The 17,198-nt window shown below is 31.8% G+C and carries 18 protein-coding genes; 16 read left to right on the forward strand and 2 right to left on the reverse strand.

The genetic code is table 11. The annotated features are described in order from the left end of the window. Window positions 1-204 precede the first annotated feature (204 nt). Window positions 205-1,059: an OmpA/MotB family protein gene (locus ACVCXO_RS12215; RefSeq protein ID WP_452229872.1), complete on the reverse strand. Its 855-nt coding sequence runs from the start codon at window positions 1,057-1,059 to the stop codon at window positions 205-207. A 140-nt stretch (window positions 1,060-1,199) separates the two neighbouring features. Next, window positions 1,200-1,502: a hypothetical protein gene (locus ACVCXO_RS12220; protein WP_452229873.1), complete on the reverse strand. Its 303-nt coding sequence runs from the start codon at window positions 1,500-1,502 to the stop codon at window positions 1,200-1,202. A gap of 152 nt (window positions 1,503-1,654) precedes the next feature. Between ACVCXO_RS12220 and ACVCXO_RS12225 the strand changes: the two genes are divergently transcribed. The 16 genes from ACVCXO_RS12225 (at window position 1,655) to ACVCXO_RS12300 (ending at window position 16,915) form a co-directional block, all read left to right on the forward strand. Beyond that, window positions 1,655-2,881 (forward strand): class I SAM-dependent rRNA methyltransferase, encoded by a 1,227-nt coding sequence (locus ACVCXO_RS12225; RefSeq protein WP_452229874.1) that lies wholly within the window; start codon window positions 1,655-1,657, stop codon window positions 2,879-2,881. Window positions 2,882-2,927: 46 nt separating this feature from the next. Then, a complete protein-coding gene (locus ACVCXO_RS12230; RefSeq protein WP_452229875.1) occupies window positions 2,928-3,431 on the forward strand; it encodes a CIA30 family protein in 504 nt (167 codons plus the stop codon). Between the two features lie 200 nt (window positions 3,432-3,631). Continuing rightward, window positions 3,632-4,264 carry a dioxygenase family protein gene (locus ACVCXO_RS12235; RefSeq protein ID WP_452229876.1) on the forward strand — a complete coding sequence of 211 codons (633 nt, stop codon included), beginning with the start codon at window positions 3,632-3,634 and terminating at the stop codon, window positions 4,262-4,264. A gap of 210 nt (window positions 4,265-4,474) precedes the next feature. Further along, window positions 4,475-5,593: a DEAD/DEAH box helicase gene (locus tag ACVCXO_RS12240; RefSeq protein ID WP_452229877.1), complete on the forward strand. Its 1,119-nt coding sequence runs from the start codon at window positions 4,475-4,477 to the stop codon at window positions 5,591-5,593. 39 nt (window positions 5,594-5,632) lie between these two features. Then, the gene (locus ACVCXO_RS12245) at window positions 5,633-6,211 is read left to right on the forward strand and encodes an RNA polymerase sigma factor (RefSeq protein WP_452229878.1); all 579 of its coding nucleotides are present in this window, start codon (window positions 5,633-5,635) and stop codon (window positions 6,209-6,211) included. 36 nt (window positions 6,212-6,247) lie between these two features. Next, window positions 6,248-6,559 carry a hypothetical protein gene (locus ACVCXO_RS12250; RefSeq protein WP_452229879.1) on the forward strand — a complete coding sequence of 104 codons (312 nt, stop codon included), beginning with the start codon at window positions 6,248-6,250 and terminating at the stop codon, window positions 6,557-6,559. Window positions 6,560-6,564: 5 nt separating this feature from the next. Next, entirely contained in the window at window positions 6,565-7,083 is a 519-nt protein-coding gene (locus tag ACVCXO_RS12255; protein ID WP_452229880.1) for a hypothetical protein, read from the forward strand. 130 nt (window positions 7,084-7,213) lie between these two features. Further along, complete coding sequence (locus ACVCXO_RS12260; RefSeq protein ID WP_452229881.1) at window positions 7,214-7,498, forward strand: EF-hand domain-containing protein; 285 nt, start codon at window positions 7,214-7,216, stop codon at window positions 7,496-7,498. A 119-nt stretch (window positions 7,499-7,617) separates the two neighbouring features. Beyond that, complete coding sequence (locus tag ACVCXO_RS12265) at window positions 7,618-8,334, forward strand: CotH kinase family protein (protein WP_452229882.1); 717 nt, start codon at window positions 7,618-7,620, stop codon at window positions 8,332-8,334. 33 nt (window positions 8,335-8,367) lie between these two features. After that, the gene (locus ACVCXO_RS12270; protein ID WP_452229883.1) at window positions 8,368-9,117 is read left to right on the forward strand and encodes a hypothetical protein; all 750 of its coding nucleotides are present in this window, start codon (window positions 8,368-8,370) and stop codon (window positions 9,115-9,117) included. 71 nt (window positions 9,118-9,188) lie between these two features. Next, on the forward strand, window positions 9,189-9,728 hold the full coding sequence (locus ACVCXO_RS12275; RefSeq protein WP_452229884.1) for an EF-hand domain-containing protein: 540 nt from the start codon (window positions 9,189-9,191) through the stop codon (window positions 9,726-9,728). 18 nt (window positions 9,729-9,746) lie between these two features. Continuing rightward, a complete protein-coding gene (locus tag ACVCXO_RS12280) occupies window positions 9,747-10,898 on the forward strand; it encodes a YHYH protein (protein WP_452229885.1) in 1,152 nt (383 codons plus the stop codon). A 77-nt stretch (window positions 10,899-10,975) separates the two neighbouring features. Then, window positions 10,976-11,881, forward strand: coding sequence for a YHYH protein (locus tag ACVCXO_RS12285; RefSeq protein WP_452229886.1), 906 nt, complete (start codon window positions 10,976-10,978; stop codon window positions 11,879-11,881). A 22-nt stretch (window positions 11,882-11,903) separates the two neighbouring features. After that, on the forward strand, window positions 11,904-12,479 hold the full coding sequence (locus tag ACVCXO_RS12290; protein WP_452229887.1) for a toxin-antitoxin system YwqK family antitoxin: 576 nt from the start codon (window positions 11,904-11,906) through the stop codon (window positions 12,477-12,479). Continuing rightward, window positions 12,466-13,119 (forward strand): SCO family protein, encoded by a 654-nt coding sequence (locus ACVCXO_RS12295; RefSeq protein WP_452229888.1) that lies wholly within the window; start codon window positions 12,466-12,468, stop codon window positions 13,117-13,119. The genes ACVCXO_RS12290 and ACVCXO_RS12295 overlap by 14 nt, the downstream gene beginning before the upstream one ends. A 106-nt stretch (window positions 13,120-13,225) precedes the next feature. Next, on the forward strand, window positions 13,226-16,915 hold the full coding sequence (locus ACVCXO_RS12300; RefSeq protein ID WP_452229889.1) for a metallophosphoesterase: 3,690 nt from the start codon (window positions 13,226-13,228) through the stop codon (window positions 16,913-16,915). The last annotated feature ends 283 nt before the right edge of the window (window positions 16,916-17,198 follow it).

Genomic DNA, 17,198 nt, shown 5'->3' on the forward strand with positions numbered 1-17,198 from the left:
AATCCTTGCTCGATTTCCATGACAACTTCTAACTTAAAAGAAAGAGAGTAATCCTTTTGAGTACGCTTGACGTAGTCCGTCTTTTCTATTGGTTTCATTACACTAAGGTTTTAGTGTATCGCTATTTCAGGACGTGACAATTAAATAATAAAAAAAACGCAACCTAACAGGTTGCGTTTTTTTTATATTCAAAACTAAATATTCTTAATTATCCGAAGACATTAAAGCAAAAAACTTATCAATATTTGGTAAAATAATAATTCTAGTTCTTCGGTTTCTAGCTCTATCTTCACTTGTGTCATTACTAACTAAAGGTTGGTAACTACTGCGTCCAGAAGCAATTAGTTTTTCTGGAGCGACGTTGTATTGTTGTTGTAATTTTCTAACTACAGAAGTTGCTCGTAAAACACTTAAATCCCAATTGTCTTGTAATTTATCCGTATTAATACTTCTAGCATCGGTATGACCTTCTACCATAACATCTATACTAGATTCTGAATTTATCACATCTGCTATTTTTTGTAAAATATCATTTGCTTTATTGCTAACTCTATAGCTTCCAGAATTAAATAACATTTTATCAGATATAGAAATCATAACTACCGTTTCGTCGATACTAATTGCTATATCATCACTTTCGTCAAAAGTGGTACTGTTTATTTTTTTCTTTAAGTTATAAGAAACAGCCAAATCCATAGAATCTTTTAAAGTTTTTGCCTCGCTCACTAAGGTAGGATCCACTTTTGCTAAAGTTTCACGCATCTTTGTTTTCGTATTATTAGACATTACAGCGACATTAGCAACCGTTTCCATTTTAGAATTATTCTCTTCACTTAAAGAAGTGTTTAAAGAAGCTAAAGTGTTAATTTTAGTATTGTATTGGTCTACACGCTCTTGTATAGCAGCAAACTTTCCTTCAAGATCTTCCTTTTCGACTCTAGTTTTAGTTAATTCACTTTTAATTTCTCCGTTTTCATTTTCTAAAGCAAGAAATTTCTTTTTAGATACGCATGAAGTTAAAACAACAGCAATAAGTAATAGTATTGAAAATTTTTTCATAATAAATTTATAGTTTTTGTTTTCTTTATGTACGCAGAGAATCTTATAATAGTTTATCGGCATGCTATTTTATTTTTTACATAAAAAAACGCAACCTAATAAAATGCTGCGCTTTAGTTGTTTATGTGCGTAATTTAATTCTATAAAATTTCTAAATCTATAATGGTTAAAACTTCCATATTGTTTTCCATTTCATCCATTATATTTTCTGTGGTGTACGTGATTTTAAAGGTCTGGCCATTGTATTTTTCATTAGAAAGATCAAATTTCTGAATAGCTTCTTCAGACATAGTATCAAAAATATGCGTGGTGTCCGCATCATCACTAAAGTAATATACTTCATTTTCTATACCATCAAATATAGCGGTAACCGTTGTTTTGTCTTGCGTACTAGTAAAAGAAAAAGACACAAGTGTAAATAAGGCAATGCATAGTGTTTTCATATGTATATGTTTTAAATTATAGGATATATACGTTTTTGTAACACCTTTAGACTTGCTAGCAATTATATTTAACACAAGTAACAATTTAAAATCTATTATTAAATACTGCTAAACGATAGCTGCATATTTCATACTTTTGCAAAAATATTTTTATGCAGTTTACAAGAGCTTTTTCTACTACAAATACCAGTCAGCGTATTGCCGTTAAATTAAACGCAAAAGGAGAGAGGTCTGTAATGCAAGAACATCCTTGGGTTTTTTCAGATAGTATTATAAAAACGAATAAGGATCCGCAAACAGGAGATCTAGCCATTATTTTTGGGAAGAATAAAAACAAAATTATTGGCTTTGGTTTATTCGATTTAGCTTCGCCTATTCGAATTAAAATGATTCACCATGGCGATCCAATTGCCATTGATGCTAGTTTTTTTAATCAGAAAATAGTGGAAGCTTTTAGTAAAAGAACTTCTTTATTAAAAACAAATACCAATAGTTATAGATTGCTTTTTGGTGAGAATGATGGTTTCCCAGGTTTAATTGCAGACGTATATGATACTGTTTTGGTGGTAAAAGTATATTCCGAAATTTGGCTAAATTATTTGCAAAGTATTTTAGAAGCACTAATAAAAACTAGTGATTGTAAAACGGTTGTTTTACGTTTAAGCAGAAACCTAGAACAAAGTAAGGCGCATGATTTAAAAGACGGAGAAGTAGTTTACGGTATTTTAGAAAATGAAGTGGTACAGTTTGTAGAACATGGTGTGCAGTTTTCTGCAAACGTAATTCATGGGCACAAAACTGGTTATTTTTTAGATCATAGATTAAACAGAAAGCAAGTAGGAGCGTGGAGTCGTGGAAAAACAGTTTTAGATGTTTTTAGTTATGCTGGCGGATTTTCGGTACATGCTTTGGCAAATCAAGCTAAAGAAGTTACTAGTTTAGATATTAGTAAACAAGCATTAGAAATGGCTGTTGCTAACGGGAAATTAAACACCTATTCCGGAACCCATAAAACCATTGCTGGAGATGCTTTTGCGGCAATGAAACAATTAGTAAAGAATAACACGACGTATGATGTTGTGGTTATAGATCCACCAAGTTTTGCAAAACAGCAAAGCGAAATAGATTTAGCCAAGAAAAAATATGCACAACTAGCTAGTTTAGGTTTGCAGTTAACGGCTAAAAATGGTTTATTAGTTTTGGCTTCTTGTTCTAGTAGAATTCTAGCACAGACTTTTTTCGATATCAATGCACAAGTTTTAAGAGATTCCAACAGAAATTATAAAGTGATTTTAAAAACAGAGCATGACACAGACCATCCTATCGGATTTCCAGAAGGTGCTTATTTAAAATGTGGTTATTATCGATTAGAAAAATAGCTTTTCTAAGAAAATGAAAATTATATATTTATTCTTAATTTTGTGTATGGCATACCAAGATAAAACATCTAATATTTTCGATTCTAAAACAAAAACTAATGCCAATAATTGGTACGTGGTTAATGATGGTGTCATGGGAGGACTTTCTAAAAGTTCTTTAGAAATTAGTGCGGATGGAAAAGCTTTATTTAAAGGCGATGTAAGTACAGAAAACAATGGAGGTTTTGCTTCCGTACGTTATACTTTTACTAAAAAAGAGGTTTCCAAATTTAGCCATATAGTACTCTTAATTAAAGGCGATGGAAAAGACTATCAATTCCGAATTAAAGAAGAACAAAATCAACGTCATTCCTATTTAGCAAAGTTTTCTACTTCCGGAAAGTGGGAAACTATTAAAATTCCATTTTCCGATTTTTATCCCGGTTTTAGAGGAAATACATTAGATATTCCAAATTTTTCTGGAAAACGTATGGAAGAAATTGCGTTTCTAATTGCTAATAAAACAAAAGAATCTTTTCAACTAGAAATAGCCCATATTGTATTGGAGTAAAAAGAAAGGAAATGTTTTAGAAATCTGAAAACCAATTGGATAGCTTAGTTTTAATGCCTAAACTTGAAATTTGGTGTTCCTTTCATCGGGTTTTTTTGAATAAAATTCCTGTTCATCGTGTATTTCTATAGTTCATAAGATTTTTTGTGTGCTATTGCGCTGAATATTATAGTTTTAACCTCTTGAAACTATCAAATATTATGAAAAGCTTAGTTACTATTTTTTGTTGTACCCTTTTTATCGGAGCATACCAAACGTTACATGCACAAGATTCTGCGGATAATGCTACGGCATTTGCAATTAACCTTCAGGAAGATTTTACGGATACGAATTCCGATATAAAAGAATTTAATAAAAATACAGATAGTGTACCTGATTTTCAATTAAAAGAAGAAAGAATTAAGATTGTTGGAACTATTTTTCAATCTGATGGAATTACACCTGCCAATAATGTAACGCTTTCCATATCGCAACCAGATGAAGATGGTTATTACAGTATTCAAAAAGATGAAGATAAACGTCACATCTATCATAGTGCCTCTATAACAACAGATGCGGATGGTAAGTATACTTTTTATACTTTTATTCCTGGAACTGTGCATAGAAGTGGCCATGTAAAATCTATTCGTCCTGTTATAAAAGAAGCAGGTAAGGAAGCTTATGAACTACATGCTTTTTATTTTGACAATGATCCTTTGCTAACGAAATATCGAATGAAACGGTTAACGAAAAAAGGACTAGATAAAAGTATTCTAAAATTAGAAAAAAAAGAAGATATGTTTGTTGCTAATAAAGATATTATTCTTGGTAAAGATCTTTTAGACTGCAAATAAAAGAGTGCTTCAAATACTTTAATACATAAAAACATCTGGAAACAAACCCAAGATGTTTTTTGCTTTTACATCCTTTTTGCACTTATATTTCTTAAAAATCGGAATTTTGTTTTTCGTCTAAATAATATTAAAACGTGTACTAGAAAGAATATTCAGATTATATTCGTTTTATTTGTGTACAATTAATAGTAAAATAGATTAGAACCCATTATGGCATCATTTTCAGAATTAGGTATTCATAAAAACTACGTGAAATCCTTAAAAGAATTAGGGATTAAAGCACCTACGGAAATTCAGGAACAAGCAATTCCTATTTTAATACAATCTAAAACAGATTTAGTAGGTTTAGCCCAAACAGGTACAGGGAAAACTGCTGCCTATGGTTTGCCGGTTTTACATCGAATTAATCCTAAAAAAGCAGAGATTCAAGCTTTAATTTTAGCGCCAACTAGAGAGCTGGTACAACAAATAAAAAAGCAACTCTTTAAATTCACCAAGTATAATGATGCTAAAATATTTTGTGAAGGTGTTTATGGAGGAGAGAAAATAGATATTCAAATTAAAAACTTAAAACGTACAACGCATATTATTGTTGCTACTCCAGGACGTTTGGTCGATTTAATAAACCGTGAAATTCTAGATTTAAAAAATGTAGAAACTTTAGTTTTAGACGAAGCAGATGAAATGCTAAGCATGGGTTTTAAAGAGGATTTAACTACTATTTTAAAAACGACCAAAAGCACTAAAAATACTTGGCTATTTTCTGCAACGATGCCAGAATCGTTAAAAGATATTGTTAAGCGCTATATTAAACCAGATGCTGTTAGACTTGAAATAGATAGAAACAGTTTGGTAAACGCTAATATTTCGCACTTTTTTCTAGAAACTACCATACAAAATAAAATAAATGTTTTAGTAACGCTATTAGAAGAGCGCGATGAAGAAAGAGGTATCATTTTCTGCAAAACAAAAGCTGGTACACAAGCTTTAACACATCAATTACAACAAGAAGGTTTTAATGTTGGTGCTTTAGAAGGCGATATGCAACAAAGAGAACGCGAAAAAGTAATGCGTGCTTTTAAAAATACTAGTGTTCAAATATTAATTTCTACAGATGTATCTGCAAGAGGAATAGATGTAAATAATCTAGGGTATATTATTCACTATCAATTACCAGAACATTTAGAATATTATACGCACAGATCTGGTAGAACAGCAAGAGCTGGAAAAACAGGAGAATCTATTGCTTTGGTGCTATCTAATGAAGTGTCTAGAGTACACGAAATTGAAAAAGCGCTAGGTATTAAAATGAAACAAAAAACACTGTAAATTTCTTTGATTAATTTAAGGAGTATTTAATTTGCGTATTTGGAAGAACAGGATTTTATAGATGATTTAAGAGCAGGAAAGCAATTTGCCTATGGAAAGCTATTGGATTTATTTCAGCAAAAAGTATTCGCTACTTGCATCTCTTTTGTGCCAAATAAAGAGGATGCCGAAGATATTGCACAAGATGTTTTTGTAGAAGTTTTTAATTCGATACATAAGTTTAAAGGGAACTCTAAATTATCTACTTGGATTTATAGAATCACCACCAATAAGTGTCTAGAATTTATTAGAAAAAGAAATACTAAAAAGCGTTTTGCATTTTTACAATCGCTAACCGGAAATGATATTCCATTAGATAAAACCAATTACTTTACAGAGATAAAGCATCCAGGAATTGTTTTAGAACAAAAAGAAACTAGTGAAACCTTATTTCTTGCTATTAATAAATTACCGGAAGCGCAAAGAATAGTATTTACGTTAAATAAAATAGACGATAAAAGTTATAAGGAAATTAGCGAGATTACAGATAGAAGTATTAGTTCTATTGAGTCTCTATTGTTTAGAGCAAAAAAGAATTTACAAATCTCACTAGAACATTTTTATAAAAATGAAAAGTAAGCGCAAGTTTTTACAAATTTATGCATCTAAATAATTATGGAATCGAATAAAAACATTCAAGAAAAAATAGATAACACGTTCAAAGCTGCCGAAGCAATAGAGCAAGTGTCTGTATCTCCTTTTTTTAAAGATAAAACTATGCAACGTATGTTTTCTGTAAAAGAAGAAGAAAAAGTTGCTTGGTCTTGGTTCTCACCAAAACTGCAGCTTACTACTTTAGCTTGTGTTGTTATTATAAATGTAGTAGCATTTACACAAGTTAATAAAACGAGTTATGATGAGAATATTAATCAATTTGCAGAATCTTACGGTTTAGATACTAGCGAGTCTAACTCTTTTTTAAATTAAGGAACATGAAAAAAAATACCGTTTTATATATTTTACTCGTTTTTTTAGTTTTAGTTAATGGATTTTTTCTTTTTAACTTTTTAGGTGAAATAACTTCAGATAAAGGAATAGAAGCGAGAGACCCAATGGGTTTTGTAAGGGAACAATTAAATTTGAGTGCATCGCAAATAGAAACTTTTGAAATTATTAATAAAGAACATCATCAAAAAATGATGGGTTTTAATGATGATTTAAAAGCGTTAAAAGACGCATTGTTTAATAATATTTCTGAAAATTCTTTAAATAAAGAAAGTATCGACTCCATTGCAACCTTAATAGGTGAAAAGCAAAAGGTAAAAGAAATAGAAATATATGATCATTTTAAAGGTATTCAAGAACTTTGTAATCCGAAACAAAAAGAAAAATTCAAGAAGATATTAAAAGACGCTCTTCGCAGAGGTGATGGAAACAGACCTCCGCCTCCAGAAGGTGAAAAGGGTCGAGATGGAAATGGGCATAGACCGCCGCCACCAAACGATTTTTAATACCTAAAAAATAAGTAAAAGACGCTTCAAACTGAAGGGTCTTTTTTTTGGCTTTTATTTAACAAAAACCTACACAAGTAATTTCATTTATAGACATCTAAAAACACATAACAAATAAAATAATACCATTATGAAAAGAAGCACATTTAAAACAATAGTATTGGTTTTCGGATTAACAGTATGTATGTCCAATTCTAGTTTTGCACAATCTCAAAACAGACAACAAAAGACACCACCAACCTTTAGTGAGTTATTAAAAGAATTGGATGCCAATGATGACGGGAAACTCTCAGAAGAGGAACTTAAAGGTCCGTTAAAAGATAATTTTGATAAAGTAGATACAGATGAAGACGGATTTATTACGGAAGAAGAATTTGATAAAGCACCAAAACCAAAAGGTAGAGGAAAAAGATAAACAAAGTAGAAGATAGTTTTTTGAGTGATTAGTGAATTGTTATGAAGGCTTCGTAAGCAATTACGAAGCTTTTTTAAAGCTAAATAACTTATTAAATAATAGAACTAAAGAAAATAATAATGAAAAAACTAAAAAGAAGTATCCATTTTCTTTTAGTGTCTTTAACATGCAGCACTTCCTTACTAACTTTCCATGCTTGTACTAGTGATGATGATATGGTAACCTCGATAGAAGAAGTAGACGACACCGATTTTGAAGCAACAGATTGGACTACATTAACGCATAGTAGTGATGTAGATGCAAATGTGGATGAAGTTTTTGATGACAACACCGTAAAAAAACTAGAAATTGTTATTACAGAGGCACGTTGGCAAAGTATGCTCGAGAATATGACAGAGACTTATGGTGCATTTGGTGCAGGCGCTGCTACCAGATCAATGCATACCGAAGAAGGATCCATTTTTGTTCCTGCGGGAGTATTCTATAACGGACTAGAATGGTATAGAGTTGGGATTTCTTTTAAAGGCGATTCTACTTTACAAAGTAGTTGGCAAAATGGCATTTTAAAACTATCCTTCAAATTAGATTTTGACTTGTTTGAAAAAGAATACCCACAAATAGAAAACCAACGTTTTTATGGTTTTAAAAAATTAAATCTTCACAATAATTTCGATAACAAATTCATGTTGCGAGAAAACGCAATGAGTGATGTCGCGAAAGATTCAGGAATAGAGCCAAATTATACTGCTTTCTATAAAGTATATATAAATCATGGAGATGGAACAGAGTATTTTGGTTTATATACGCTAGTGGAAGAAGTGGATGATACCGTTTAACATAAATTCTATGACTTTTAATACAAAGGAACAATGAAAATATTCAGAAAAATTAGAAGAACATTAATTGCGTCGGGCAAAACTAAAAGTTATATCCTTTATGCCTTTGGTGAAATTCTATTAATTGTTATTGGGATATTAATAGCTTGGAAGATTAATAGTATAAATGAAATCCGAAAAAACAGAATTGTAGAAGTAAAAATTTACCAAAGTTTAAATGAAGAGTTAAATACGAATTTAGTATTATTAGACTCTTCCATTGTTCGGTATGCTAAAAATGTGCAAACCATTCAAAACACAATAAAAAGTATTCGTTCGCAACCTCAGGAAATCACAGAAGCACTAAAAGAAGGAATTATTAATGTCAAGTTTCAGTCGACAAAACTGCAAAGTGCATCAATAAATTCGGTAAGTAGTACCAATAAATTTGAATTTATAAAAAGTGACTTACTAAGAGATTTAATTGCTTCGTACCCAAATGAGTTAAATAATTTTGAAAACCAAGATGCTAAAATTGGAAATATTATTATAAACCGCTTACAACCATTAATAGAGTCCCATGTTTCGTTAATTGATATTCTCTTAAATAGGGAATCAAAATATAATAAGAATACTTCTTTTTCTGCAACGTCAGATTATGTAAAACTATTAAACAATAGAGCATATCAAAATGTATTGGTCGACAGATTAATACAAACAGAAAATCAATTAATAATTGGTAATAACCTAAGAGATAAAACACAAATAATCGCTTATAAACTCAATAAAGAACTAGGTAATTAAAAAAACTGTAGCAAACACAAGTTTTTTTACAATAACACATCTAAAGGTTAAATCACTATAATTTATTCCATATGAAAATGAACAATTTAAAAACAACAATAACTATTTTTTCCATGCTACTATGTTTTAGCGTATTTGCTCAAGGACCTCCAGGAGGCGGTGGTGGAAGAAGTGGAGGGAAAGGGCAAGGACAGCAAAGAGAAAAACCGGATGCATCCGAAATTCTATCGAAGCTAGACACCAATAACGATGGTCTTATTGATAAAGACGAAGCTTCTAGCGATAAACGAGGAAAAATTGCAGAAGATTTTGAGGTCATAGATACCAATGATGATGGGTTTATTGATTTAGAAGAATTGAAAGATTCCTTAAATGGTAAATCAAAACCCAAAAAAGTTTCAGCAAAAAAGATAATTAAAGAAATAGATGATAACGGAGATGGCACCTTAAATGAATTAGAAGTTGCTGCTAAAGGAAAACGCGATTTATCCGAAAAATTTAGTGAAATCGATACCAACGGAGATGCAGAATTGGATCTAGAAGAACTAAAGTTTTTTTACAAAAAAGATGAGGACGACGATAAAAAATCAAAACGAAAAAAAAGAGATTAATTGTTTAAAATAATTAAAATGATAAATCAATATAAAATGATAACCATTCTGTTAGTGACCTTATTAATTGGTTGCAAAACTAATAATAATTCGCATAGTCATGATGGTTTAGAAAGCCATTCTCATGAACATGAGGATCATAATCAGAATACAGAAACAAATAGTAAACCAGACTATTTTGGTAATTATGAGCTAGAAAATACTGTTTTTGGTACAAAAACAAAAGTAACTGTTGAAGGTGATCAACGTGTAATGGTAACAAATGCATTACCAAATCACAAAACAGGAGAGTTTCCAAATCCAGGAAACCCAAATACCATTTCTGTTCAAAATAAGACGTACACTTTTCCATTAAATCCTGTTTATACAGGTAAATCAAAATGGATGCGGGAACCAGGAATTGCTTTAAACGGTATTAAATTTGAACCGCAAACAGCAGAAGTTGTGGTTTGTGAAACAGGAGAAAATTATCGTGTAGAAGCCATCCAAGACGTTATAAATTTAGGCTTAGATTTCAATCATGCACATGTACAGCCAACTGGAGAATATCATTATCACGGTACCCCAACGTCTATGATTGAAACATTTGATACAGGGAAAGATTTAGTACATATTGGTTTTGCCCATGATGGTTTTCCTATGTATTATTCTAAAAGTGGAAAATACAAACCGAGTTTTACACTTGTAGAAGGCGATAGAGAAGGTGAAGATTGTACGTATGATAATCCTATGGAACACTTGGATATATCTGTTGGTGGTCATCATGATGGAACTTATGGTTCCGATTATGAGTATATAGATGGATCTGGAGATTTAGATGCCTGTAACGGAATCGAAATAGATGGACAATATATGTACTTCGTCACTAATGAATTCCCTTATGTTGGTAGATGTGTTATGGGAGAAGTTTCTTCAAATAGTAATCCAGGAGGACCTCCAAACAGTCAACAAGGAGGAGGACGTCCAAGTATTTCAGAAATTTTCACGAAAATGGATATCAATAAAGATGGTAAACTTTCTAGTACTGAAACAGAAGGACCATTAAAAGAAGATTTTTCTAAAATAGATATAAATAAAGATACTTACATATCTAAAGAAGAATTGCAAAAAGCTTCTAAAGGGAATAATCAAAGACCAAAAGGAGGAAAACCACAAGGTCGAATAAATTAAAAAAAAAATAATTTAAAAATTTGCGCAAGTTATAATCATTTAAAGCATCTAAAAACTAAATACTAAAAATTTATACTATGAAAAACCTATTTAAATTAACATTATTATCCCTGTTTTTAATAACAGGATTTATTGCTTGTTCAAGTGATGATAACGGATCAAGTGAAGAAGAAGCAGAAGCAGAAGAAACAACATGGTATCAAGATGCAGATGGCGATGGTTATGGAGATCCTAGTGTATCCACAACGTCATCTACGCAACCAGATGGTTATGTTAGTAATAATACAGATTCTGACGATACCGACCCTGATTCAGAAAATGCAGTATCCGAATTGCACGCCGCTTTTGCAGAATTTGATGCAACAAATTTAACCATCATGTTAAGCGGAACAAACGTTGTTATTGAAACTAATGGTTTGCCTAATCATACATCACCATATTGGTCTAGTACACATGCGTTATTTGTTGAGCCTACAGTTACTTCTTATGCTGAAATGGCACCAGGTAATATTGATGATTTTAACGGATCGTATTCATTAACCGTTTCTGCAAATCCGCAATTAGCATCTAGTTCTACTGCAACAGGTTTAGGAGCAATAGGTATTGCGATTAGTGGATCGATGATTTATAATGATGAAGAAGGTCCAAATGTACCTTTAGATAATGCAGTAGGATCTTTAGACTATACAGCAGCACATACAGGACCACAAAGTTACCATTACCATTTAGAAACAAAAGCATGGTCTGATGATGATGAAAATTTAATTGGTATAATTGCTGATGGATTTTTCCTTTACGGAAGAAAATGTAATGCAACAGGAGCATATCCAACAGATTTAGATGCGTCTGGAGGACATACAAGTACTACACAACATACAGATGTTGCAGAGTACCATTACCATATTCAAAACGAATTATATTTAAACTCATATTATATATTATTCCCAGGTGATTATCAAGGAACTCCAAGTAATATTCAATAAAAGCTGTTTAGTATTCAGTTTTATGCTCTTTTTTAATTGTCAGAATAAGACAGTTAAAAAAGAGCAATTAACTGCGGTTGCTATGGAGGTTTCTTTACCCGAAGTTTCCAAATCCGCATTAATGCTAAAGCCAAATATTGGACTTGTCTATTATCAAGATACCCCTTTTACCGGTATTTCTGTTTTAAGTTATCCTAACGGAAATATGGCAGAATCTATTCCGTATAAAAATGGAAAAAAAGATGGAACGTTAAAGAAATGGTTTGAAAATGAAACATTAAGTTTTGAAGCATTTTATAAAAACGGAAAGTTGGAAGAAACTGCTACATCTTGGTGGTTGAATGGAAATATAAGATCCGAGTCTCACTATAAAAATGGGATTGCCAACGGTATTCAAAAACAATGGTACAAAACTGGAGAACTATTTAAACAAATGACTATTGTAAATGGTAAGGAAGAAGGCATGCAAAAAGCATGGAGAAGAAACGGAAAAATATATAATAATTATGAAGCAAAAAATGGTAGAATCTTCGGATTAAAACGTGCCAATTTATGCTTTCAATTAGAAGAAGAAATTGTACAAGATGAAAAATTATAGTTATACTTTAATACTACTAATTATTTTTGCTAGTTGTAAAAATAAAAGTACAGAAAAAACAAGTAGAGTAGCCACTTTACCATTTTATAATGAAGCTAATTTTACACCTAATTGGTTAGATTTAGATGGAGACAAAAGTAATGATTTTCATGAAATTCCAGACTTTTCATTAACCAATCAAGATGGAAATACAGTTACACAAGAAACTTTTAAAGATAAAATTTATATCGCAGATTTCTTCTTTACTTCTTGTTCTGGTATTTGTCCTAAAATGACAGCCAATATGTCTCTTTTACAAGAAGCATTTTTAGAAGACGATGATGTTTTATTGATTTCACATTCGGTAACACCAGAAAGTGATTCTGTTCCCGTTTTAAAACGCTATGCAGAAACCAAAGGCGTTATTTCTAATAAATGGCATTTAGTTACTGGAGATAGAAATGAAATTTATGACTTGGGTAGAAAAGCATACTTTATAGAAGAAGATTTAGGGGAAACTAAAACAGCAGATGATTTTTTACATACCGAAAACTTTGTGCTAATTGATAAAAACAAACATATTAGAGGAATCTATAATGGCTTAAATAAAACTTCTATTGCGCAATTGATTACAGATATAAAAACGCTCAAAATCGAATAAACAATAATAGAATAGTCTTAAAATAAAACAGGAAACATTGTAAGGTATTTTAAAAAGGTATAACTAACTTTAAAGGTTTTCCGGTTTACTTTAAAATATATTATAAATGGCTAAAAATTTACTAAGACTATTATTATTTTTCTTTATTTTTTCTTGTGCTACCTATAAAGCACAGTACAATACTACCACTACTAATAATGGATTTCCTGATAAAGAAATTGAACATTCTTTCTATTTAATTGGGGATGGAGGTAATTCACCGTTAGGAGAATCTTCAAAAACATTACAAGCTTTCAAAGCGGAATTAGCCAAAGCTTCCAAAAATAGTACGGCTATTTTTCTTGGAGATAATATTTATCCGAAAGGATTACCAAAAGAAGGAAGTGAAGGTAGAGCATTCGCAGAACATCAATTAAATATTCAAACGCAAACCACTGCAGACTTTAAAGGGAATGCTATTTTTATTCCTGGAAATCACGATTGGTATAGCAACGGACTTAAAGGGTTAAAACGCCAAGAGAAGTATATTGAGAATATTTTAGGGAAAGATACTTTTTTACCAGAAAATGGTTGTCCGATAGAAAAAATACATGTTTCTGATGATGTCGAATTAATACTTATTGATACGCAATGGTTTGTTGTTAATTGGGATAATCATCCAACTATTAATGATGATTGTGAGATTAAAACGAGAGAGCTTTTTTTTGACGAATATAGCAGTTTAATTAAAAAAGCTAGAGGTAAAACGACGATCGTGGCTTTGCATCATCCTATGTATACTAATGGGATTCATGGCGGCCAATATGATTTTAAAAGCCACATGAAACCAATTCCGGTTTTGGGATCTCTTAAAAATCTATTGCGAATTACCACAGGAGTTGCCAATGCAGATATACAAAACAAACGGTATAACGAATTAAGAAAACGACTGATAACTATTTCTCAAGAAAACAGTAAAATAGTTTTTGTTTCTGGTCATGAGCATAATTTACAATATTTAGTAGAAGATAATTTACGTCAAATTGTAAGTGGTTCTGGTTCAAAAGTTACTGCAACTAGAAATGTTGGTGGTGGACAGTTTTCCTACGGAACTCCTGGTTATTCCAGATTAGATGTGTTTAAAGATGGTTCTTCATATGTTCGTTTTTATTCCGTAGAAGAGGATGAAATTGTATTTGAAACCGAAGTATTAAAACCAGATGCAAAAAAATCAGATACCATTTATCCGGAAACCTTTCCGAAAGAAATAACTTCTTCCATTTATACAGATGAAGAGACAGATAAAACAGGTCTCACAAAATTCCTTTGGGGAGAAAGATATAGAAGCACATACAGCACAAAGGTTACAGCGCCAACGGTAGATTTAGATACCCTTTTTGGAGGTGTCACTATTGGTCGTCGTGGTGGAGGAACACAATCTAAATCCTTACGTCTTATAACCAAAAATGGAAAAAAACAATATGTCATGCGTGCCATGCGAAAATTGGGTACACAATATTTACAAGCTGCATTTTTTAAAGATCAATACCTCGATGGTAAGTTCGACGATACGGCCGCAGAAGATCTAATTTTAGATGTATTTACAGGATCACATCCGTATGCACTTTTTACCGTTGGTGATTTGTCGGATGCTGCAGGGATTTATCATTTAAATCCGAAACTATATTATATTCCGAAGCAAAATGCACTAGGAGATTTTAATGAACAATTTGGGGATGCGTTATATATGATTGAAGAACATGCTTCTGATGGTCATGGAGATCAAGCAAGTTTTGGGTTTTCGAATACCGTTTTTAGCACAGCAGATGTGATGAAAGAACTTCATAAAGATGAAGATATGGTCATGGATGAAGCAGCTTATATCCGCGCCCGTTTATTTGATATGTTAATTGGAGATTGGGACAGGCACCAAGATCAATGGCGTTGGTTAGAGTTTAAAGAAAATGGTAAAAAAGTATATAGACCTTTACCAAGAGATAGGGATCAAGTGTTTTCTATCATGTCAGATGGTGCAATGCTTACCTCAGCTGTTGCGCTTATTCCTACCGCTAGATTGTTACGAAAATATGACGATGATTTAGTCGATGTTAAAGGTGTAAATGTAGAGCCTTATCCTTTAGATATGGAGTTTATTATCCAATCGGATAAAGCAGTTTGGGATGCACAAGTAAAAACCATTCAAGAAGGAATTACCGATGCAGTTATTGATAAAGCTTTTTTAAATTTCCCGGAAGAAGTTAGGGGAGAAGTAACCGATAAAATCAAAACAACTTTAAAAGCACGTCGCGCGAATCTTCAAAAAATAGCAGATAGATATTTTAATTTAGTAAATCGGTTTGCTGTAATAAAAGGAACGAATAAAGACGATTGGTTTGATGTAGAACGTTTACCTAACGGAAAAACAAAGGTTACAGCATATAGAATTAAAGGTGGTGAAAAAGCAGATATTTTTCATGAATGTATTTATGATATTAAGAAAACTAAAGAAGTATGGATTTATGGTTTAGATGATGATGATACTTTTCATGTCTTTGGACAGGATACCAAAAACCAAATGCGTGTGCGTTTAATTGGCGGACAGAATAACGATGTATATAATATTGAAGAAGGAAAACGGATTACTTTTTACGATTATAAGTCGAAAAAAAACACCATTATTACCAATAAAGGACATCAAAAGTTTACAGACGATTACGAAACGAATGTGTACGATTACAAGAAGCTAAAAAACAATATAAACCAGATTATTCCAACTGTTGGCTCTAATCCAGATGATGGTTTGAAAATAGGTGTTTCTAATACCTATACGGTTTATGGTTTTGAACGAAATCCTTTTACATCACAACACACGCTATCTGCGGCTTATTATTTTGCAACCAATGGTTTTGAATTGAATTATAAAGGAGAATTTGCAAATGTTTTTAAAGGTTTAAATTTTGGATTAGATCTTCATTTTAATAGTCCGAACTATTCTATAAACTTTTTTGATTACGGAAATTCTACTCCAAATTTTGAGGCAGATGAAGATCTTGTTAGTTTAGATTATAACCGAGTGAAAATAAGAACGTTTTTTGCGATGCCATCTTTAGTATGGCGCGGACAATTAGGAGGCTACTTTAAAGCTGGTGTTTTATTTGAAAACAATGAAGTGGAACGAACTAACGGACGATTTATCAATGCTTTTATAGGAGATGGAAACGAAGTAAGTGATACTTTTTATGGTGCAGATGCTAAGTATTCTTTTGAAAATAAAGATAATGAAGCGTTCCCAACATTAGGAATGCAATTTGGCTTGCAAGTGGGTTTTAAAAATAATATTGATTCTAATAAAGGCTTTGGGTATATCATTCCGGAATTAGGTTTTGATTATAAATTAATTCCAAGTGGAAAATTAGTTTTAGCTACTAATTTTAGTGGTCATTTTAATTTAGGAGATAATTACGAGTTTTACCAAGCTGCAACTTTAGGCGCAAATACAGGTCTACGTGGTTATAGAAACGAGCGATTTACAGGGAAAAGTGCTTTTGTTCAAAGTACCGATTTACGTCTTAATTTCTTAAGCTTAAAAACAAACATACTTCCAATAAGTCTTGGTGTTTATGCTGGTGCCGATTACGGACGTGTTTGGGTAGATAATGATTTGGTTGCAACTAGATCTTATAATAGTGACAGTTGGAATACTTCCTTTGGAGGTGGTGTTTTTGTAACTATGGTAGAAATGTTTACCGCTAATGTTTCCGCTTTTAATAGTGATGATGGTTTACGTTTTGCCTTTAAATTAGGCTTCGGATTTTAGAAATATTTATGGATAATAAATTGTCCGATTAAATACAACTAACTAGCACAAAAATTGCACTTTAACAACATATATTCCCCGTTATTTTTAAATTCACGGATGATGTTCTTGCGTAGCTTTTTAAAGTTTTTGGCAAATGGCTAAGGTCTGTAAAACCCAATTCGTCTGCAATTTGAGTTAGTGTAAAATCGGAATCTACTATAAAAACCTTTTAAAAACAAACTGTTCTATGTTATTTACCGGAATGGCCTTTGTTATGTTCCGTGAATACTTTAGAAAAAGA

It is taken from the genome of Lacinutrix sp. MEBiC02404 (assembly GCF_053601575.1).